Below are 20,601 nucleotides of genomic sequence, written 5' to 3'. Positions count from 1 at the left end.
GTGTTCTTAATGGCTACAGAGAAAAGTTTTTATATGACACTAGAGGGGAAAGAAAAGCTAGAGAAGGAATTACTTTATTTAAAAACGGAAAGAAGACAAGAAGTTGTCGAACGAATCAAGATTGCTCGTGATTTCGGCGACTTATCCGAGAACTCAGAGTATGATGCAGCAAAAGACGATCAAGCTTTTGTTGAATCTCGTATTGCACAAGTTGAGAAAATGATTCGTAATGCAGTTATTATTGAAAATGACAATAATGATCCTGACATTGTTGCATTAGGTAAATCGGTTACTTTTAAGGAGCTTCCAAACGGAGATGAAGAAACATATACGATAGTTGGAAGTGCAGAAGCAGATCCTTTTGAAGGCAAAATTTCAAATGATTCTCCAATGGCACAAAGCTTATTAGGACAAGAAATTGGTGCTGAGGTGTCTGTAATGACACCAGGGGGAGAAATTCAAGTTAAAATTACAAAGGTCGAATAGATAAAAGAGCGGTTAAAGGTACTCATCCCTGAAAGCTAGGGGAAAAGCACCGAACCGCTCTTTCTTAATTTAGTTTATAAACAGGATCAACATCTGTTGCAAAGAAATGGTACTTTTCAACTTCATCAACCATCCATTGCTTTTCTTTTTCATCAAATAAAACTAACATTTTTTGACCACGTCGATAAATTCGCTTTTCATTGTCTCTAAACGTTGCCCATAATTTATCTTTAGGCTCATGATACGAAAACATCGCATGCAATTTAAACATATATGCTTTACGATCCTCATTATATTCAGGAATAATCTCCCATGGAATATTAAATTGTGATTGCAACAATGTTCCCTGATAATTAGGCTTTTCCTTCTTTATAAATTTAATATCCTCTTGCACTTGCTTTTTTAGATTGTCTGTTGCATTTTTATGTAATACGGAGACGTCACGCTTGTTTAGGGCATCTGTGTAACTTAACATTACATCGTTAATAATGCCAATGACTTTTTCTCTTTCATCTTCTGTTATGACTGAATTCCTTGTAATTCGAGTATTAATAAAACCATCGGTAATTATCGCTTTCTCACTTTTAATTATTCCCCACGGTAGTTCTTTTTCTAAATGAACAGGGATATCCTCTCCTAATGGAAACGGGCCAATAGATTGTTTTCCACGTTTAATAATCATATCTGTCTTTTGATCATTTACATACAAGGTTGCTTCGTCTAGAAAAGTAGAATGTAAAGAAATTTCACTCACCTCTAAATTAACCTTATGTTCTAGCGCATTTTTATCTAATTGAAACAATTCGACTTTGTCTTTTTGTTCAGATTTTAGAAAAGAGCGTTCAAGAATGCCTTTGATCGTATATTCACCAGGCATATATGGACCGTATGTGATATAGTGTTCATCTTGATTAGGAGTAGTTTTTAATTTCTCATTATTAATGTAAAGATCAAGTTCGACTTCATTATTCCATTCAGATAGCCTTATAAAGGCAGGAATAACTTCAAATTGATAATCCGTAAAAGCTCCCCACTTTTTTCCTTTTTCTACTACATTTAACGTAGCAAATTGATGATTTGGGTTAATCTCTTTTCCTTTTTCGAGTGCGTTAGCTTGTTCTTCCAGTTGGGCAACTAAAACGTTAAGCCTATCTGGATTTTCCTTTAAAAAGGCAAGAAATTGTGCAGTGTTCTTTTCATCAATTTTTAAAGAATCGATAGAAGGAGTAAGCATCTTTAAAGCTGCTCCCACATTTTCCTCCTGTACCGCTTCTTTAAATGCGTCAATTTGAGCTTGGGGATCAAATGTTTCTTTCCCTATAAAAAAGAAAACAATGAATGCAGTAATCACTACAATAAATAAGGTACTCATCATATAATATCTTTTTCGTTTGTTTTTCTTTTTGGAATGCTGTTCATGTTGGGCGAAAAGATTGCTACCGCATTCAGGGCAATAGTGCTGCTCTTTCTGCTTAATTTCATGGCCACAATGATCGCATTTCATTTTATTCACTCCTTTTTAACAATGGTATGACAAGCGTAACATAACGACAGGAATATGTGATGCAACTTTATGACTGTTTCTATCTGCTAAATGATTTTAAGGTGCTACATCTCATAGCATGTGATAAAAAATGTGAAAAAACTGTAAATAACAGTAATGATACTATTTTAAAGGAAAAATATAGTAGCTTTTATTGTTACATTTATATTGCAAAACTTTTACTTTTACGTTACAAAACGTAAATAAAAATGACATGAATAAAAAGAACTAGTACATTGGGTTTGTTATTATACAATTAATTCCAATTAATTTTATTAATAGTATTTATCGAAAGATAGGAAAATTATGGTTAAAATATACGATTTTCATAAAAAGTTAGCGCAATTGAAGTTAAACTCGAACATTGAATTAAATTTACTGAATTAATGTTCGATATTTAACGGGGGTTAGATTTAGTGAACAAACATAATATCTAGAAAAAAATAATAACCCCGAAGTCATTTGGGTAATTATTCCTGTTTTGCTATTTAACTATTTATTTTTGTGACAAATCTAGTAACATCTATGATAGAAGATTTTTCCTTAAATACAGATTTTTTGATGGTGGTGGAACGAAATTGAAAATAATTCGAATTATCGTAGCGGATAGTAACAATGATTATTTAGAATCATTCGCTTCTTTTGTCAGGACGTCCACGGATCATTCTACGTATATGTTTACATATTTTTCGGATGCGCAATTATTACAAAGCTACATAGATAACGGCGAATCCATTGACATTGTATTAATTAGTCCTGATTTATATACGGCTGAAATGAAGCTTCCAGACGATGTTCTCATTGTATTATTAGAGGATGATGCGCTTTCGATGCGTACAGATTCTGTGTTGACTGTGTATCGTTATCAACGGTTAGGTCAACTTATTACAACCGTTATGGGTTATTATTATGAGCATAATGAAACGGCTGGAAGGCAATTTGTTAGAAGCAAGCATGCCAGTGTTATCTCTGTTTTTTCACCAATGGGTGGGGTTGGAAAAACAACGGTAGCAGTAAATTTATGTAAGCAGCTAGCTTTGAATGGGGAAAGGGTATTTTATCTTAATCTCGAAACGATTCCTTCAGGTAGTTTATTTTTCTCCTCTGAAGAAGACAATCCTTCATTGCAAATATTTTATTATGCAAAGCAGGAGACAGGACAGCTCTTATCGAAAATTGAGGCATTAAAAAAGTATGACCCTTATTCAATGGTAGATTATTTTGATATTGCGATTCAGGCGGCAGAAATGCTGGAGCTAAAGGAAATGGAAATAAAGCGACTTATTAATGGCATTGTTGATACAGGGGTATATGACTATATCATTATCGACTTGGATTCCTCTCTTCATGAAAGAAGTAAGGTCGCGCTTTTAGAAAGTGATCAGGTATTTTGGATTAATACAAATGATCATCAAAGTATGTTAAAAACAAAGGCCATACTTGCTGAAGAGGAACAGCTATTTGGTAAAGAAAATGTGCTTAAAGATAAGCTTTCCATTATCTTAAACAAATATAATGGGACCTCTCTCCTCGATCTAGGGGAAACGGAAATTACAATTGATGGTTATTTGCCATTTGTTGATGATTGGCTATCCATTCAATCTGGTGCTGAAATATTGCGAAATGATCTCTTTAATCAAGAAATGCAGCAAATTGTGTATCATTTGCTATTAAAGATGAAGGAAGGAGTTCAGGTTCGTGAAATTTGACAGTGCAGTAAAAGCGCTTATAAAGCAATTAAGAGAAACGCTTGATTTAATGCATTCAATATCAAATGAAGAGCTAAGAGAATATGTGGAAGCTGCTGTGTTTGATTATGCAAAGGAACACCAATTAAAATCCAATGAAATGAGCTATTTAGTTGAGCGAATTTACAATGCTTTTCGCGGCTATGATGTGCTTCAACCATTAATTGATGATTCGACAATAACAGAAATTATGGTAAATAATCATTTGGAAATCTTTATCGAGCGAAATGGTGTGACGTCACAGGTAGCTGTTGAATTTGAAAGTGAACAGAAATTAGAGGATATTATTCAAGCAATTGTATCACGCGTAAACCGAGTCGTGAATGAATCCTCTCCAATTGTTGATGCACGGCTACAGGATGGGTCACGTGTAAATGTCGTCTTACCTCCCATTTCTTTAAAGGGTCCAGTAATGACAATCCGTAAATTTCCGGATAAGCCTCTAACAATCGACGATTTAATTGAGAAGTCCTCTATTTCAGAGGAGGCTGCAAATTTTATTCAAAAGCTCGTCGTTTCTAAATACAATATTTTTATCGGCGGCGGAACAGGATCAGGTAAAACAACATTCTTGAATGTGTTGTCCAACTTTATTCCGAAGAATGAACGGATTATTACGATCGAAGATTCTGCAGAGCTGCAGCTTAAAAGTGTCCCCAATTTAGTAAGCTTGGAGACAAGAAATGCGAATACAGAAGGGAAAGGGGAAATTAGTATTCGAGACCTTATTCGTTCCTCCCTTCGGATGCGGCCAGATCGTATTATCGTTGGAGAAGTTCGTGGTGCGGAAGCGCTGGATATGCTGCAAGCGATGAATACGGGCCATGATGGGTCTTTATCTACTGGGCATGCCAACTCAACAAAAGATATGCTTAGTCGATTAGAGACGATGGTGTTAAGTGGTGCGGAGTTGCCTGTTACAGTAATTAGGAAACAAATTAGCTCAGCAATTGATATTATGATTCACTTGATGCGTCTACGAGATAATACAAGAAAGGTGGTAGCGATTAGTGAGGTGCTTGGAGTGGAAGATGGAGAGATTTTATTGAATCCGCTATTTGAATTTGTGGAAGAAGGAGAAAGGGAAAACGGGAAAATCATTGGCTCGCTTCGCCCAACAGGAAATCAAATTCAAAATAGGACGAAAGCACAGCTAGCAGGAATTTCTGTAGAACAATAATAAATGAGTTGGTGAAGCTATGACAGATATCGTAATTATGATTATATTAATAGCTTTAATCATTACCTATATTTATGTGGTAATGAAACGAAAGAAAAGGGAAAAAGAAATTCAAGATGGGCTAGATGGTATTTTAGAGGAATCTCAATCAGAGGTCGAGCAGCTGAAAAAACAGCACTTTATCCATCTTATTAAGGAAAAATCAGTGCGCGAAATCGAATCCCATTTAGTAGATTACTCGGTATACCATTTAAGTGTAAGAGAGTATGTTTTTTATGCAATCATTGCCTCTATCTTTTTATCCATTATTGGCTATTTATTTTATGAAAGTATCATCGCCTCCATCTTATTTGCTGCTGCTGGATTGCTCTATCCTAAAGTGCAAAAGAAAAAATTATTGGAGCAACGCAAAGAAAAGCTAAAAATGCAGTTTAAGGAAGCAATTGCTTCGCTTTCTTCTTCATTGGCGGCAGGTCGATCAATCGAAAACAGCTTTAAGGAAGTGGTTGCGGATTTATATTTACTTTATCCGGATCCAAATACATACATCATTCAAGAATTCGAAATTATTAATCGACGGGTAGAAAATGGCGAAACAATTGAAAATGCAATCCGAGACTTTAGTATGCGATCCGATATCGAGGATATTCAGAATTTTTCTAATGTATTTATTACATGTAAACGAACAGGCGGAAACCTTGTTGAAGTAATCCGTCGAACATCTGATATTATTAGCGAAAAAATTGATATCCAGCAAGAGGTTTCTGTAATGATTGCACAAAAGAAGTTCGAATCGAAAATTATGAGTCTAGCACCATTAGGCATGATCTTATTATTGAAATCTAGTGCAGGTGATTATTTAGCACCGATGTACGATTGGAGTAATAGTGGACCAATTATTATGACGATCTGTTTAGCTATCTTAGCTTTTGCTTATTGGTTAGGGCAACGAATAATGGATATAAAGGTGTGATAAAGCAAATGTATCTCTATATGATTCCTGCATTATCCTTAATGATCATTTATTTTGTGATCTCACGTAAGGTTGGTACGCGTTATGACTTTATTGTAGAAAGCTTTAAGGATCAATATCCGTTAATGTTTATGGCGCCTGTGTCCCTATTTCTAATCGATAAATTCAAAATAATGGAACGATTATACGGTCAAATTGTAAAAGTCCAGCAAAAGATGATTAGTCTTTATGGAAATCGAACGGCATTACAGCACACCAAGATATATATTGCCCAGTTAATATCGATCGCTCTTATTTGCTTGTTAGGCACCTTATTGTTTACTGCACTCGCTGAAGGAGATGTCACTATTTTTGTAGTCGGGTTAATCTTTACGTGTTTTATGCCTTTTGCCATGGTAAGTAAGCTATCCAATCAGGAAAAAGAACGTAAGGAAAAAATATTAATTGAATTACCTGAGGTAGTAAATAAATTAATTCTTTTAGTGAATGCTGGCGAAACAGTGCAGCAAGCCTTAGTAAAATGTGTAACAACGGCAAGTGACTTGAAATCACCTTTAATTATGGAACTATCCGAAACAGTTAACAAAATGGTAAGTAACGAACCATTTCATCAGGTTTTAAATGATTTGAGCAAGAAATGTGGGATACAGGAAATTTCCATATTTACGACGACCATATTATTAAACTATCGAAAAGGTGGAAATGATCTTATTTTAGCTTTACGCGAATTATCTCATGAATTATGGGAAAAGCGGAAAACGTTATCGAAAACAAAAGGAGAAGAAGCTTCATCAAAGCTTGTATTTCCACTAGTTCTAATTTTTATCGCAGTAATGATTATCGTGGGTTATCCTGCCCTTACGATTATGTAAGTCAGGTTTAAATAAAACACAACTATTAGGAGGAGAAAGAATGGAGAAGCTAAAAGGTTTTTTTACTGATTTCTGGAAGGATGAAGAAGGACTACAGACTTTAGAAATCATGTTAATTATTGCAGTTATTGTTTTTATTGCCCTAATGTTTAGAGAGAAAATCATTGCATGGGTAAATGCTTTGTTTAAGTTTGGAGACGAAAACATAGAAAATTTTAGTGGATAAGTAAGATAAATAAAAGGAAAGGGAGGTAACTTTAACATGCGTCATTACCATAGCTTTAAAAAAGAAGATGATGGGAGCTTTTCTCTTGAAGCAACGATCATTTTCCCAATCCTGTTAATCCTAATCCTTTTATTTATATTTTTTAGTCTCGTCATTTACGAAAAAGTAATTTTACAATATAAGGCAAATCAAATTGCTAGCCGAATGGCTCAAACGTGGTCGAGTAGTACGATGGATTTGCAAACAGGTGAAATGAACGAATCAGACTATGTTGTTAACAATGGCGATGGACTATATTGGAGAATCACATCGAATAATGGCTTTAATAAGTTTGGACTCCAATTAAGTGATAATGGCGTAGTTGCCCGTAAAAAAGGAAGAGAGAAAGATTACGCAGGTGATATTACCTTTGAAAATGGGCTATTCGTACAAAAAATCGAAGTATCCTTAAAAAAGGATCTCGCCCTTCCAGATGTCATTGCCAAAACACTAGGGGTTAGCAAAGTTGGTGCAACTGCAAGTCATCCTGTTGTTGATCAAACAGAAATGATTCGGAATACAGATTTCATCGTTTACGGCTTCAATAAATTTAAAAAGTATGCATCAGAATATATTCCTTTTTTTAATAAAAAGAAAGGAAATAAATAAGAGTTCATTGGGAGGGAGGATGGTTGTTTCGTATTTTAAAGAATTTATATCATCGGTTTTTGATTGATGAACGAGGTGCTGTTTCGATTTACCTTATTATCGTTACATTACTATTATTTTTATTTAACGCCGTGTTGATTGATTATGCACGGATAATCATCGCGGAAAGACAAACGGAAGAAGCAGCAAAAACCGCATTGCGGTCTACCTTATCATCCTATAATAGTGAATTGCAAAATAGAGGCTTATTTGCATTTTCTGGAGACCAAGCAGAGGCGAATTCTATTTTTAAAGAGGTCTTTCGCAAGAATCTCGAAACAGGGAAAGATAGTTTTAATTTTCTCGGCCTGCAGCCAGTAGAAGACGAATTGTCACTTGATTTAAATATGGAAAGAAGTCTCGCAAATAAAGATATCTTAAAATACCAGATTCTCGAGGAAATGAAGTATAAAGCACCTATCGAGGTTGGAGAAGCATTGATAAGGGATTTCTTAACAGTTGCCGAGCATGTTGAGGAAGCTTCTGATTATGCAAAAATAGCAAAAAAGGTTAATAAGAAAGCAAAGGAACGTGAAGAATTACTTGATGAAGTAGAAACATTACTTACTGATGCGAAAGCATTATTAGAAAAAATGGAAGGTAATATTCAACATAATACAAGCTCTTCTTACCCAGAAGTAACTAATATATCCGATATTCTCCAATGGCACAATAAATATATCGAAGACTTAAAGGCTATTAAAGAATATGAAGACAAACAAAACGACAACAATAATGGGAATGACGACAACAAGAAGGATAAGGAAAAAGAAGAGGAAGAAAAGAAGGAAATCGAGAAGAAACGAAAAAACACCAAGCAATTTAAGGCGAACGCCCTTGCACTGCTAGATGAATTAATTACCACCTCGAAATCAGCAGTACTGAAATTAGAAGAGGCTTTACCATTAATTGAAGAAGCAGAAGAATTAAATGATGAGATTGAATCAACTATAAATAAACACAAGGAAGAAGGAAGCTCTAGCGATTATGAAAATGCGAAACAAGTAAGTAAAGAGCTAGAAAATAGTAATACAGAAGAAAATCTAGAAGGCACCTTAGATGATTATATTTTAGATAAAGCATTGTTTACCGAGCTAAAGGAAGAAGTTACAGAAGCTATTCAATCCTTGAAAAAGGAAAGTGGCGATATCCAAACAAATGCACTTATCCCAAAGCTAGAACGTGATTTCAAAGGAGCAGTTGAGCAAGATTTCGAAGGATCCAACAAAAAGGGAAGCATCGTAAACCATGTAAAGCACGCTAAGCAATATCATAAGGATGCATTAGAAAGCACAACTAATGCATATGATATCTTGAAAAATAATGAAGGACGCAAAAAATATAAAGAGAACGAAGAAGAAATTGAAAAAGAAGAAGAAAAAGCAGATGAAGATATGGAAGAAACAAAAAACAAGATGGATGATATTCAAGAAGCGATTGATAATGCTGCAGGTGCGGCCTCTGACATGGAAAAGTATGCGAGCTTACGAGAGAAAGTAACGAAATATGGAGAAGCCATTGAAGCAAATAATGAAGAATTTGTGATGGAAGATCGAGACGATACTGCGGACCAAGCGTTAGGCTTTGTTGATAAGCTTTTCAAAAATATTGGAGATACGTTAATCAATGCAAGAGATGAAGTGTACATCAATGAATACATTTTAATGCGTTTTAAGAGCCATGATTTTTCAATGAATGGCGTGGAAGCAAATCTATTCGAAAATAATCAGGTTGAATATATTATTTATGGCTTACACGCACATGGTGCAAATTATTACGCCGCATTATCAGAAATTTTCGCTGTACGCTTTGCAATCAATCTTGCAGCGGGTTTTTTACAACCTAAAGCAAAAGGGTTTGGTCCATTCATTTGGGCATATGCATTGGGGTATGCGTTTGGAAGAACCGCAGCAGATATGAACAATATTATAAAAGGTAAACAAGTAAAATTATTCCCTGTTAATCTATCAAAAAAAGGAATAATGCCAAAGATGGATTATAGGGATCACTTACGTCTTTTTCTATTTACGCATTTAGAAGGTGCAAAATTTGAAAGGCTTATGGGTGTACTGGATGATGAGACAAGTACAGATTTAACCGAAAGTTCAACATATGTATCCGCGAACGCTACTGCGACTGTGAAGCTATGGTTTTTGCCAGGTGTTATGAAAATAATTGAAAGCACAAATACGATTGGTGGGAGAGTAGAAGGTAATCGGTTCTTTATCGAAAAAGAAATTAACTTATCTTATTAAAAACATACAGAAGGTGGAATTGACAATGAAAAGGACAGTTAAGTTATGGATGCTCGTATTGGTTGTAATCGTTACGCTTGTAGCATGTAACAACGAAGAAAAAAATACAGATGATGAAAATGAGAATCCAAAACAAGAAGAAAAGCAACAGGAAACAGAAGGTGCAGACGACCAAAATAAAAGTGATGAGAAAGAAGAAACTGAAACAAGCGGAAAAAAGAATATAAAAGTAGAAGATCAATTAGATTTAAAGATTGGTGATACAGGAACATTTGATACAACAATAGGCACGTACGAAATGACAGTAGAAAAAGCTAAGCTAGTTGGACCTAAATTAGATGATGTTGAAACTGAATTAGACAATCTTATCCTCTTAGATATTAGAATAAAAAATATTTCAAATGAGGTAATAACTGTGGATGACATAATGCTTTCCATGGAAGTAACCGATGATTTAGAAGGTTCAGGATTTTTTGATTCATCGAATGCATTTGATAGTGTGGAAGAATTTACAGGTATTATAAAACCAGGAGAAGAGAGAACTGGTCAATTTATAACCGAAGTTTATAACTCAGAAACATATTATTTTCGAGAAGATCCTGGAAATGTAGCTGCGGGAGGAAGTAACCAAGTAATCTGGAATATGCCTGCTGATGAAGTGAAGTAATTGAAAATAACAGCAGAACTATAAAATAGTTCCGCTCAAATCCAACTTTTATAAATGTAAGGTGGAAATATGGATGAAAAAGATGGTGACGCTCATTGTCTTTATGCTTTTCCTAGCTGTAAGTTTAATAGCATGTAACAATGAAGAAAAAAATACAGATGATGAAAATAAGGATAATCAAGAGGAAAAGCAACAGGAAACAGAAGAAAAAGATGATCAAAATAAAAGCTATGAGAAAGAAGAAACTAAGACAAGTGGGAAAAAGAACATTAAAGTAGAAGACCAATTAGATTTAAAGATCGGCGATACAGGCACATTTGATACAACATTAGGAACATATGAAATGACAGTAGAGTCTGCCAAACTAGTTGGACCTGAATTTGAAGGAATTGAATCACGACTAGATAATTTTATATTGGTAGATCTTAAAATTAAAAACACATCAAATGAGACTCTTCAAGTAGAAGATTTAATGATGTCCATGCAAGTTACGGAATATTTAGATGGATCTGGTTTTACTGATTCATCTAAACTCTTCGAGAACCTAAAGACGTTTTCAGGAAGTATTAATCCAGGTGAAGAAATGCATGGTCAGTTTATAGCAGAAATATATGAATCTGAAACATATTATTTTCGAGAGAACCCTGGAACCGTTGCAGGGGGAGGAAGTAACCAAGTAATCTGGAATATGCCTGCTGAAGAGGTGAAGTAGAACGAGAAAAGGGTGGAGCCGCTCTGGTATAACCCGGCGGGAAAAAAGTTAGGTGGGAAATATAAATGAGAAAGATGATTATGCTCATGGTAATTATGGTCTCTGTAATGCTTGCAGCATGTAACGAAGAGCACAATGACGTAGATGAAAATGATGCTAACGGAGATAAACATCAAGAGAAAGAGGAAAAAGAGGAAACTACCAATTCAGATGGAGAGAAGACTAAAGTGGAAGATCAGCTGGACTTAGCTATTGGCGATACAGGTACCTTTGATACTACAATTGGCATATATGAAGTAACAGTCGAATCCGCTGAACTCGTTGGTCCTGAATTAGAAGGAATTGAAACAGAGTTAGATGATTTTTTATTACTGGATATGTCAATTAAAAACATCGGGGAGAAACCACTATCTTTAGAAGATGTAATTGTTTCATTAGATGTAACAAAAGACTTGGATAAATCTGGTTTTCATGATTCTTCGGAGGCTTTTGAAAGTGTATCAACATTTTCAGGCAAAATAGAATCTGGCGAAACAATAGGTGGCCAGTTTATTGCACAGGTTTACAAATCAGATATTTATTATTTTCGAGAGAACCCGGGAACCGTTGCAGCAGGTGGAAGTAATCAAGTGATTTGGAATATTCCTGTGGAAGAACTGAAGTAAACCAATAATAGAATGAAAGATTTTCAGTAAACATACTAGTCCTTTATTACAATTTAGGCGGGATATTAATGAGTAAAATGCTGAGATTGATAGCTTGTATACTTTTTATAGTTGTAATGCTTACAGCATGTAATAACGAAACGGAAGATGAAGCGAATGAAAATCAAGCAACTTCCCAAAAGCAACATGAGAAAGAAGAAAAAGATGAAACCACCAATTCAGATGGAGAAAAGAACACAAAGGTAGAAGATCAATTAGATTTAAAAATCGGCGATACAGGAACATTTGACACAACAATAGGTACATATGAGATGACATTGCATACTGCGGAATTAAAAGGCGCTGAATTAGATGGAGTTACTAGCCAATTAGATGCATTTATTCTTTTAAATATCGCCATCCATAATACTAGTCAAAAGGATCTTAGTATTGAAGATATCATCATGTCTATGGAAGTGACAGATAATTTAGAACAAACTGGTTCACTTGATGGTGCAGGAGCTTTTGAAAGTATAGAAGAATTTACAGGTGTTATAAAACCAGGAGAAGAAAAAACAGGTCAATTCATTGCTGAAGTATTTGAAGCAGATAAGTATTACTTTCGAGAAGATCCAGGGAATGTTGCAGCAGGTGGAAGTAATCAAGTGATTTGGAATATTCCTATTTCAGAGGTTGAATAACGTGTATGTCAAAGAAACAGGTATAACGATAAAGATATACATGAGAGGGGGAGCATTATGAAACATTTATTTCGAAAAGAAGATGGCAGTATTACGTTAGAAGCTGCAATGGTTCTTCCCTTTTTTATGCTATTTATCGTTTTTCTTGCCATGCTAATCCGGCTTGCCGTAGCTGATATGGCGTTATACAAAGCAGCGTCAGAAACGAGTGAAATACTTGTTTCCTATGCTTATCCAGCAGACGTTGTAAAAAGTACAGCAACTGACTTTATTAATAATAAAATCCAATCAATTGAAAGAGAGCATGATGTAAACCTTTCCGAAGCAATGAATTGGGCGAATGAAGGTATGAAGTTTTACGGGATTGATATTAGTACATCAATCGAAAATTACTTCGAAAGCTTGGCACCAAGCAAACTAGATCCAATTATGCAGGAAAAGTTTAAGCAGGCAACAGGAAATTGGAATTTCTTCAATCCCGAAAATGTAAAGGTTACGAAAGTTGAACTTCCGGGACTAGTTGGAGGAAGTGGGAAATTCCTTGAAATAAATGTTCAATATAAATTTGATTTATCTGTTCCATTCGTTGAAAAGACAATTCTCTTAAAGAAGACATCCTATGAACGATTATGGAATGGCTCTTAACCAGTAAAAATTAGTTACTAATGAACGGAGGAATCTAATGCTCCAGGTTCAAGATTATTTATTGTTCGTGTTTTTAATCATTGCATTTCTAATCGATATCAAGCACCATAAAATCCCTAACTGGCTTTCATTAAGCGGTATGCTTGTAGGAATTTTATACCATCTCGTAACAAACGGATTGGATGGATTGATTTTTTCTTTTTTCGGCTTACTTGTCGCTGGTGCTATTTTTATGCTTCTTTATCTATTTAAAGCAATTGGAGCTGGGGATGTTAAATTATTTGCTGCAATAGGGGCAATAGTAGGTGTGCAACTCGTTCTTTATATGATGATGTATTCCATCATTGTAGCAGGTCTTATTGCCATTGTTATCTTACTATTCACGAAAACATTTTTACAAAAAATAACGAGTGCTTTTTTTCATATCATAGGTTCTATTCTATCGAAGGATTTACAAGGGTTAGAAGAATTTAAAACGACGAAAAGCACCAGATTTCCATTTATGTATGCAGTGCTACCTGCAGTTGCAATCACCTATTACTATTCTTTTTGGGCAGTGTGAAGATGAAGAAGAGCTAGCATGAAGGAGGATGAAACATGGGTTCAATTTATAATTTGACATATGAGCTAAAGTATCAAAACGGACACAGCATTGTTTTTACTGAATATGATCAGAAATCGCTCACACCAGTCCATATAAATACGGTGCAGTTAAAAATGATGCAGTCAAACAATATCCCACATTTTTTACCATTATCCATTGAAAATATGAATATGACGACAAAACTCCATTATGATATTACTTCCAAGCAAAGAATTCTTTCCTATTTCCGTAGTTCTGGCGCTTCCATGAACGACTATTATCACGTGTTCTTAACGCTTATCAAAACGCTAGAAAACTGTGGTGCTTACATGCTGAACCAGGATAACTTTATTTTAGATACAGATTTTATTTATATCGGAAGCCAAGCGGAAGATATATCGCTTGTGTACCTCCCGATAAAAGGTGTAACGAAAGAGACTTCTATAAATGACGATATGAAAAAATTATTAACCGATATCGCTGGAGAAGTAGAAGGACTGCAAGGCAACGAATTTAAAAGTATTTTAAGTTATATAAAAAATCCATCCTTTAGTTTAGGTGGGTTAAAGAAGCTATTGCTCGAATTAATTTCATTACGATCTAATGTGAATGGATTCAACGCGGAAACTAGCTTTGGTTATGGGGCACAGTCTGTAACGATGCAAGAGCAAGCCGTTAACCAATCAAGAAATATCCCAAACAACAATCATCAAGTGGAGAGGGAAGTGAAATCAGATACGAAAGTGCAGGAGGAATTCAATACGGCACAAAAAAAGAAAGCTAAACTTCCTCCGCTTTCTTCGCGTTCAAAGGTATATTTATTTGCAGCAACGATGCTTGCCATTGCAATAATTTGGAAGCTGTATGAGATACGTTCTACTTCTACTATGTTCACAGTAAGTAGTGGATTAAGTGCACTTGTATTAATTCTTGTTTACGTATATTGGAAAATATGGCGTCCTGGAGTGAAGCCAATACCAGCTGTGGAAACAGATGAAAATGAGCAAGATAAAGCGATACCACATCAGAAGCGACCGGTACGTCAGGATCATGCTACTCCTGTTCAACGTCCCAAACCGCCTATTAATCAGCCATATGGTGGAGAGCAAATAGAGCAAGATAAGCAATCATTGCGTGTAAATCATGCTGCATTTAAAGCACATCAAACAGTGGCAGCAGGTAATATGGATACGACATTATTAGAAGAAGATGCAGATGATACGGTTTTACTAGAAGAAAATATGCGGATAGCACAAGAAGAACCTGTCCATGACCATATGCCTTTGTTAACTCGAACATCGGAAAATGAGGAACCAAGTCAAATTAAAATCAATGCAACGAATTTTTTAATTGGTCGTAATAAAGATACTGTGAATTATGTAGAGGATGCACTAGGTGTATCAAGAGTCCATGCGGAGATTATTAAGATTGATTCAATGAGCTATGGTTTAAAAGATTTAGGATCTAAAAATGGTTCTACGATTAATGGAAATGCGATGGTACCTTTTAAAGTATATGCACTAAATGAAAATGACGAATTTACGTTAGGAAAAGCAACATACACTTTTAATTGGAGTAAAAATGAATGAATACAAACTGGCAAACAGGAATCGCAACGCATAAAGGTACAAAAAAAGAGAAAAATGAAGATGCTTTTTTCTCTCGTATTTCTACCGATTCGAAAGGGAATGAAGCAGCCGTTTTTGTCGTAGCAGATGGAATGGGTGGGTATGAGATAGGAGAAAAGGCGAGTCAAATCGCCATCCATGTGTTGGAGAAATGGTGGGATAGAAAGGTACCAAAGCTACTAAAAAGGAAACATGCGTTAGAGCGTATTGTAAAAGATGCAGAAAAGGAATTACTACAAATTAATAAGATGATTATAGCTACAAGTGAGCATCTTGGAAAAAAGATGGGAACAACCGTCTCTATACTCGTCTTATATAAAGGAAAATATGGTGTTGTGCATATCGGGGACAGCCGAATCTATCAAATGAAGGGCTGGACGTTTGGTCTGCAACAATATTTTCAACGAATGGAGAATAGCGAGCTTATGGACAAGCACGATCCACTGCATACCGAGCTATTGGAAACAAATCCAGAGCTAAGACAGCTTACGGTTGATCATACGTGGGTGGAAGAACAGATTCACTTAGGTAATTTATCCGAGGATGAAGCATTTCAGCATCCGAAACGAAATGTTCTCCTGCAATGTCTTGGTATTGAATCATCAATAAATCCGTATAGCTTTATTGGCGATTATCAATCAAGTGACTTGTTCTTAGTATGCAGTGATGGATTTCATTCGTTATTTGAGCAGGAAGAAATAAAAAATATGCTAATGAACTTAGAAAAGGAATATGCCAATCTGCAAGCAATGTGTGATTATTTAATAAACTTTTCTAATTTTTCACATGCACAGGACAATATTACATTAATGCTTATTCGCCATCTTTATGTGGACAAGACTTTTGAAAAGAAAAAGCAGTCACTTTTTTCATTTTTGAACTAGTAGTAAGCGTGGCGGGGAGAAAACGATGAATAAACATGGAATTCAAATTAATGAGCAGGATCGATTAAATGACAAATATATTGTTTTAAAACACATTGCTTCTGGTGGGATGTCAGAAGTGTATCTTGTTGAGGAAATAAATAATCCAGCTCAGAAATGGGCGGTAAAGGTTTCCAACATGGAAAACCAACTCGCACGAAAATTAGTGGATGAAACAAAGCTATTAAGTGAGTTACATCACGCGAACCTCCCTGCCATCGTTGACTTTTTCCAAACGGAGGCTTACTTTTTTTTAGTTATGGAATATGTTCCAGGTAACGTATTAACGCATTATATTGAATCGGAAGCCGACCAATTAGAATTAGAGCAAATAATACATATCGGTATCCAGCTTTGTGATGTGCTCCATTATTTACATACACGAGAATCACCTATTATATATCGAGATTTAAAGCCTGGAAATGTCATTGTCAAGGATGATGGATCGATCACATTAATTGATTTCGGTATAGCGAGAAAATTTAATGAACGACGAATTGCGGATACAGTTCGCATCGGAACGGTAGGATTTGCTGCACCAGAACAATTTGAAAAAAAACAAACCGATCATCGCACAGATCTATTTTCTTTAGGAGCACTTTTATATTATTTAATATCGAATGGGAAATACGTCTATGTCGCACAACAACCGATTGGAAATTATCATAAGCGGCTTCCCCATAGTCTTGTAAAATGTGTGGAAAATCTGACCGCGTTAAATCCAGATGATCGATTACAGGATGCGAGAGAAGCGAAAGTACTTCTTTTAAAGGCAAGGGAAGAATGGGATAAAAGAATATCCCAACAGGGCCGATGGCAAAAGCACAGCTATTTATTAGTGCTTATTCTTTCCATTGTGATGATAGGCTACTTTATTATTAGCTTTATTCTATAATGCGAATGATTTTTATTAAACAGGTTGCAGGTCAAGTTGGAAGGGGAGATAAGATGCCTAATAAATATGCGTTACCATATGGAACGATATCAGAAACAAAGGATACGATATTATATGAAATTCCTAAAGCAATGACGAATTTATTGGAGCCGGAGCAATTAGAGGAATTGAAGCGAAGCGATTCCTTGTTTTTCGAGTGTCATCATTATTCTGTAGATGAGAAATTCGTTCGTCTACATTATAAGCGAGTAGAAGGTTATCAGCATTTAAATGACCTAAATGAGCTTTCGGATAAGCTTCGCAACAAAATTGCTGCGAATTTAATCCAATGTGAAAAATTTATTGGCTCACAATATACACTATTGCTGCACCCGAACAATATTTATGTGAATGAAGAAGGGAAAGTGAAATTTGCGCACCGTGGAATCCGCTCTGTTTTACCGCCACAAGCAGCTTCTGAAGAAGGGTTATTAGAAGAAATAAAATACCTTTTATACTTTCTTTACTCAAATAAGAGCTTTGAAGAATTGCAGCACGTCGATTTATATAAACTATCGTTTAAATATCCAGTGATAAAAGATATTCAAGCAGCTTCTATCATTCAAGACCTAGTGCCAATTGTTCGTGATAAGAATAAATTTCACCTAAGCAAACATGCGGATTATCAAAAAATTTCAAAAAGGAAAAAGAAACTATCGGCTTTATCCGCTATTTTGATTGGAATATTATGTGGAATGCTATTACTCTATGTTTTTCAAGTGGTTCCGCAAAGTAAAGCAACAGCCACTTTACAGTTGGACTATGATCAACATCAAGTAGCATTCGAGCAAGAAAAGGAACGCATGCAGCAACAAATAGATGAAGGAAAACTTATTGCTGATGGCTATCGTTTCGCATGGAAAGGAAAAGAGGCGCAAGCGATAGATGTTTTTGAACAAGTTGTTTCACCAAACAAAGCAGTGCAAGAGACGCTTACGGATTTATACTTTCGTTCAAATACGATTGAGCATTTATTAAAAGCTTCTGATATCTCTCCAGAACAACATGAGTTAATTGTTCAAAAGCTAGTGGCATATAATAATAAGCAAGCAAATGATGCTATTTTAATGATGAAGTCGGACAAGGAAGCTGTCCTTATCGAGCAAGCGTGGCTTAAGAATGATTATGACCGTGTACTTGCTTTATTTCCAACCCTTTCCGATAATAACCGAGCAAAGCTTCTTGCCGCGCAAAGTTTCCTGCAAGTAGAAAGGATAAATGAAGCCAAGAAGCTTGCCAAGCAATTAAGGGATAAAGGGCTTCAAATCGCAGTGCTTCAAAAAGAAATCGAACTCGTAAAAGCGAATAAAGAACTGACGAAAGAAGAAAAGGAAAAACAATTAAAAAAGCTAGATGATGAAATAAAAGCGTTAGATAAATAAAGGGAAGCATTGGAAAATTCTTTTTCATTTTGTTGGGATTCTCGTATTTTATTTGATACATCTAATGCATATACGCCGTACACTGATAGACACAGATCGAGCTCCTTTATGTGCGTACATTTTAATTTTGGAGCTACACTCTTCAAACACAATTATAGAAAGCATCTATGATTGTGTTTTTTGATATAAAATTTTAATTTATCCTTAATCGATGAGGCATAACAAATATGATACTATAATAGAGTATAGATAGAGGAGGGTATGATGGTGAATGATTATGAAAAGTATAGTAGAGTAAATAAGTATGAAAAGCGTAGAAAAAATACAAAATCAATTTCAATATTGATGTCTACTGGTGCTATTCTCGTCGTTGTGTTAATCGGAATATGGCTTTTTGGTGGAGGAGAAGACGAAGCAGAAAAAAATTCAGGAGAGAATACGTCTGCTGATATTAAAATAACGGATGAGGAACAAACAAATAAAGATGAATCAGAAAGTGAACAAGCGAATACAGAACAAAGTGAAGAAAATAACGAAACAGATGAAACGAGCGAACAAAATGCCGCTAATCAAGATGTTGAAAAAGAACAAGTGGAACCATCTGATGATAATGTACAAGAAGCGTATGTTGCGGATTGGGAGCCTATCGGAACAGAACAAGAAGGTCCACATACGACAGTTTTTGAAACAGATTCACTCGATTGGAAGGAAATGGAGAAGGCTGCTAGTATCGCTACAGAGATAAATGAAGATGAAATGAATACGATTTGGATTGAAAATGGTGGAGATCAAAAAGCAATTGCCACTATTTCAGATGCAACAAATAGTCAATTTTATCGTGTGTATATTTCATGGGTGGATGGTCAAGGGTGGCAGCCTACTAAAGTGGAAGTATTAAAGGAAAACGATAAAACTTAAGGTCAGAAAGATGAATGGAGCTTCTAGGAGGAAACAAGATGACAATTGGAATTATTGGTGCAATGGATGAAGAAATAGCATTACTTGCGAAAAATATGACAAATAAAGTGGAAGAAAAAATAGCAAATTGTTTATTTTTAACAGGAACGCTGGAGAACAAAGAAGTTGTTCTATTGAAATCAGGAATTGGTAAAGTGAATGCAGCAATGGCTACAACGATTATGCATGAACGTTATGCGCCTTCTCATGTTATTAACACGGGTTCAGCTGGGGGATTTGCAGAACAGCTGGAGGTAGGAGATATCGTCATTTCCTCTCATGTTGTACATCATGATGTGGATGTAACGGCATTCGACTATAAGATTGGACAAGTACCAGGTATGCCAGCTTTTTATCAAGCAGATAGCTCCTTAGTAGAGCAAGCAGTAAAGGCAGTTAGGCAATTAGATGTAAATGCGATGGAAGGATTAATAGGTAGTGCAGATACATTTATGAACGATCCGGAGCGAGTAGCAATCGCACGTGCTAATTTTCCGGAAATGATTGCAGCGGAAATGGAGGCAGCTGCGATTGCACAGGTTTGTCACCAGTACAATAAGAAGTTTGTCGTAATTCGCGCACTATCTGATATTGCTGGAAAAGAATCTGCATTATCCTTTGATGAATTTCTTGGAAAAGCGGCTAAAAATGCAGCGATTCTTATCATGACGTTGTTAAAGAAAATAACTGAATAGGTTTGTTAGATGAAATGCGTTATAAAGAAAAAACATAGGGAGTGTAAACTGAACTGTGTAAGTAGGAGAGCGTACGGCTCTTGCTTCGCAGTTCAGTTTTTTTATTGTAAGATAAAAATATAGCGATTGGGAGGTTATTCTATTGACCAAGTCAAAGCGA

The 20,601-nt window shown here is 35.5% G+C and carries 21 protein-coding genes; 20 read left to right on the top strand and 1 reads right to left on the bottom strand.

Translation table 11 applies throughout. The features are described from left to right. Positions 1–9: 9 nt before the first annotated feature. Positions 10–486 carry a transcription elongation factor GreA gene (gene greA, locus QBK89_RS03690; RefSeq protein WP_284139674.1) on the top strand — a complete coding sequence of 159 codons (477 nt, stop codon included), beginning with the start codon at positions 10–12 and terminating at the stop codon, positions 484–486. A gap of 64 nt (positions 487–550) precedes the next feature. On the opposite strand, the gene QBK89_RS03685 is transcribed toward greA, so the two are convergent. Next, positions 551–1,990: a TcaA 3rd/4th domain-containing protein gene (locus tag QBK89_RS03685; protein ID WP_284139673.1), complete on the bottom strand. Its 1,440-nt coding sequence runs from the start codon at positions 1,988–1,990 to the stop codon at positions 551–553. Positions 1,991–2,607: 617 nt separating this feature from the next. On the opposite strand from QBK89_RS03685, the gene QBK89_RS03680 reads away from it, so the two are divergent. From QBK89_RS03680 to mtnN, 19 genes are all read left to right on the top strand, one after another. Next, positions 2,608–3,738, top strand: coding sequence for an AAA family ATPase (locus QBK89_RS03680; RefSeq protein WP_284139672.1), 1,131 nt, complete (start codon positions 2,608–2,610; stop codon positions 3,736–3,738). A 49-nt stretch (positions 3,739–3,787) separates the two neighbouring features. Beyond that, positions 3,788–4,957 carry a TadA family conjugal transfer-associated ATPase gene (locus QBK89_RS03675; protein ID WP_284139884.1) on the top strand — a complete coding sequence of 390 codons (1,170 nt, stop codon included), beginning with the start codon at positions 3,788–3,790 and terminating at the stop codon, positions 4,955–4,957. A 19-nt stretch (positions 4,958–4,976) separates the two neighbouring features. After that, positions 4,977–5,930: a type II secretion system F family protein gene (locus QBK89_RS03670; protein WP_284139671.1), complete on the top strand. Its 954-nt coding sequence runs from the start codon at positions 4,977–4,979 to the stop codon at positions 5,928–5,930. Continuing rightward, the gene (locus QBK89_RS03665; protein WP_284139670.1) at positions 5,927–6,802 is read left to right on the top strand and encodes a type II secretion system F family protein; all 876 of its coding nucleotides are present in this window, start codon (positions 5,927–5,929) and stop codon (positions 6,800–6,802) included. The genes QBK89_RS03670 and QBK89_RS03665 overlap by 4 nt, the downstream gene beginning before the upstream one ends. Before the next feature lie 40 nt (positions 6,803–6,842). Further along, positions 6,843–7,028, top strand: a complete 186-nt coding sequence (locus QBK89_RS03660) for a Flp1 family type IVb pilin (protein ID WP_284139669.1) — start codon at positions 6,843–6,845, stop codon at positions 7,026–7,028. A 36-nt stretch (positions 7,029–7,064) separates the two neighbouring features. Continuing rightward, positions 7,065–7,676 (top strand): TadE/TadG family type IV pilus assembly protein, encoded by a 612-nt coding sequence (locus QBK89_RS03655; protein ID WP_284139668.1) that lies wholly within the window; start codon positions 7,065–7,067, stop codon positions 7,674–7,676. A 23-nt stretch (positions 7,677–7,699) separates the two neighbouring features. Beyond that, entirely contained in the window at positions 7,700–9,970 is a 2,271-nt protein-coding gene (locus QBK89_RS03650) for a DUF5702 domain-containing protein (protein WP_284139667.1), read from the top strand. 25 nt (positions 9,971–9,995) lie between these two features. Then, positions 9,996–10,637, top strand: coding sequence for a hypothetical protein (locus QBK89_RS03645; RefSeq protein ID WP_284139666.1), 642 nt, complete (start codon positions 9,996–9,998; stop codon positions 10,635–10,637). Between the two features lie 73 nt (positions 10,638–10,710). Then, positions 10,711–11,349, top strand: coding sequence for a DUF4352 domain-containing protein (locus QBK89_RS03640; protein WP_284139665.1), 639 nt, complete (start codon positions 10,711–10,713; stop codon positions 11,347–11,349). A 65-nt stretch (positions 11,350–11,414) separates the two neighbouring features. Further along, complete coding sequence (locus tag QBK89_RS03635) at positions 11,415–12,014, top strand: hypothetical protein (RefSeq protein WP_284139664.1); 600 nt, start codon at positions 11,415–11,417, stop codon at positions 12,012–12,014. Between the two features lie 68 nt (positions 12,015–12,082). Next, on the top strand, positions 12,083–12,694 hold the full coding sequence (locus QBK89_RS03630; RefSeq protein ID WP_284139663.1) for a hypothetical protein: 612 nt from the start codon (positions 12,083–12,085) through the stop codon (positions 12,692–12,694). A gap of 57 nt (positions 12,695–12,751) precedes the next feature. Continuing rightward, positions 12,752–13,339, top strand: coding sequence for a TadE/TadG family type IV pilus assembly protein (locus tag QBK89_RS03625; protein ID WP_284139662.1), 588 nt, complete (start codon positions 12,752–12,754; stop codon positions 13,337–13,339). Positions 13,340–13,376: 37 nt separating this feature from the next. Beyond that, a complete protein-coding gene (locus QBK89_RS03620) occupies positions 13,377–13,901 on the top strand; it encodes an A24 family peptidase (protein ID WP_284139661.1) in 525 nt (174 codons plus the stop codon). 35 nt (positions 13,902–13,936) lie between these two features. Further along, entirely contained in the window at positions 13,937–15,511 is a 1,575-nt protein-coding gene (locus QBK89_RS03615) for a DUF6382 domain-containing protein (RefSeq protein ID WP_284139660.1), read from the top strand. Further along, on the top strand, positions 15,508–16,434 hold the full coding sequence (locus QBK89_RS03610; RefSeq protein ID WP_284139659.1) for a PP2C family protein-serine/threonine phosphatase: 927 nt from the start codon (positions 15,508–15,510) through the stop codon (positions 16,432–16,434). The genes QBK89_RS03615 and QBK89_RS03610 overlap by 4 nt, the downstream gene beginning before the upstream one ends. A gap of 25 nt (positions 16,435–16,459) precedes the next feature. Further along, positions 16,460–17,368: a serine/threonine protein kinase gene (locus QBK89_RS03605; protein ID WP_284139658.1), complete on the top strand. Its 909-nt coding sequence runs from the start codon at positions 16,460–16,462 to the stop codon at positions 17,366–17,368. Between the two features lie 53 nt (positions 17,369–17,421). Beyond that, the gene (locus QBK89_RS03600) at positions 17,422–18,789 is read left to right on the top strand and encodes a type VII secretion protein EssB/YukC (protein WP_284139657.1); all 1,368 of its coding nucleotides are present in this window, start codon (positions 17,422–17,424) and stop codon (positions 18,787–18,789) included. Positions 18,790–19,050: 261 nt separating this feature from the next. Further along, positions 19,051–19,707, top strand: coding sequence for a YrrS family protein (locus QBK89_RS03595; protein ID WP_284139656.1), 657 nt, complete (start codon positions 19,051–19,053; stop codon positions 19,705–19,707). Between the two features lie 38 nt (positions 19,708–19,745). Then, a complete protein-coding gene (gene mtnN, locus QBK89_RS03590; protein WP_284139655.1) occupies positions 19,746–20,441 on the top strand; it encodes a 5'-methylthioadenosine/S-adenosylhomocysteine nucleosidase in 696 nt (231 codons plus the stop codon). The last annotated feature ends 160 nt before the right edge of the window (positions 20,442–20,601 follow it).

Origin of the sequence: Virgibacillus sp. LDC-1, assembly GCF_030137545.1 — a bacterium.
GTDB lineage: Bacteria > Bacillota > Bacilli > Bacillales > Amphibacillaceae > LDC-1.
This window is presented reverse-complemented; position numbering and strand designations above follow the sequence as displayed.

Excerpts from the sequence above, each read along its gene's own strand:
- QBK89_RS03685 (WP_284139673.1), bottom strand. The coding sequence starts at position 1,990 with ATGAAATGCGATCATTGTGGCCATGAAATTAAGCAGAAAGAGCAGCAC.
- QBK89_RS03630 (WP_284139663.1), top strand. The coding sequence starts at position 12,083 with ATGAGTAAAATGCTGAGATTGATAGCTTGTATACTTTTTATAGTTGTA.
- QBK89_RS03600 (WP_284139657.1), top strand. The coding sequence starts at position 17,422 with ATGCCTAATAAATATGCGTTACCATATGGAACGATATCAGAAACAAAG.
- QBK89_RS03620 (WP_284139661.1), top strand. The coding sequence starts at position 13,377 with ATGCTCCAGGTTCAAGATTATTTATTGTTCGTGTTTTTAATCATTGCA.
- QBK89_RS03645 (WP_284139666.1), top strand. The coding sequence starts at position 9,996 with ATGAAAAGGACAGTTAAGTTATGGATGCTCGTATTGGTTGTAATCGTT.
- QBK89_RS03625 (WP_284139662.1), top strand. The coding sequence starts at position 12,752 with ATGAAACATTTATTTCGAAAAGAAGATGGCAGTATTACGTTAGAAGCT.
- QBK89_RS03670 (WP_284139671.1), top strand. The coding sequence starts at position 4,977 with ATGACAGATATCGTAATTATGATTATATTAATAGCTTTAATCATTACC.
- QBK89_RS03595 (WP_284139656.1), top strand. The coding sequence starts at position 19,051 with ATGATGGTGAATGATTATGAAAAGTATAGTAGAGTAAATAAGTATGAA.
- QBK89_RS03675 (WP_284139884.1), top strand. The coding sequence starts at position 3,788 with ATGCATTCAATATCAAATGAAGAGCTAAGAGAATATGTGGAAGCTGCT.
- mtnN (WP_284139655.1), top strand. The coding sequence starts at position 19,746 with ATGACAATTGGAATTATTGGTGCAATGGATGAAGAAATAGCATTACTT.
- QBK89_RS03635 (WP_284139664.1), top strand. The coding sequence starts at position 11,415 with ATGAGAAAGATGATTATGCTCATGGTAATTATGGTCTCTGTAATGCTT.
- QBK89_RS03660 (WP_284139669.1), top strand. The coding sequence starts at position 6,843 with ATGGAGAAGCTAAAAGGTTTTTTTACTGATTTCTGGAAGGATGAAGAA.
- QBK89_RS03640 (WP_284139665.1), top strand. The coding sequence starts at position 10,711 with ATGAAAAAGATGGTGACGCTCATTGTCTTTATGCTTTTCCTAGCTGTA.
- QBK89_RS03615 (WP_284139660.1), top strand. The coding sequence starts at position 13,937 with ATGGGTTCAATTTATAATTTGACATATGAGCTAAAGTATCAAAACGGA.
- QBK89_RS03605 (WP_284139658.1), top strand. The coding sequence starts at position 16,460 with ATGAATAAACATGGAATTCAAATTAATGAGCAGGATCGATTAAATGAC.
- QBK89_RS03610 (WP_284139659.1), top strand. The coding sequence starts at position 15,508 with ATGAATACAAACTGGCAAACAGGAATCGCAACGCATAAAGGTACAAAA.
- QBK89_RS03655 (WP_284139668.1), top strand. The coding sequence starts at position 7,065 with ATGCGTCATTACCATAGCTTTAAAAAAGAAGATGATGGGAGCTTTTCT.
- greA (WP_284139674.1), top strand. The coding sequence starts at position 10 with ATGGCTACAGAGAAAAGTTTTTATATGACACTAGAGGGGAAAGAAAAG.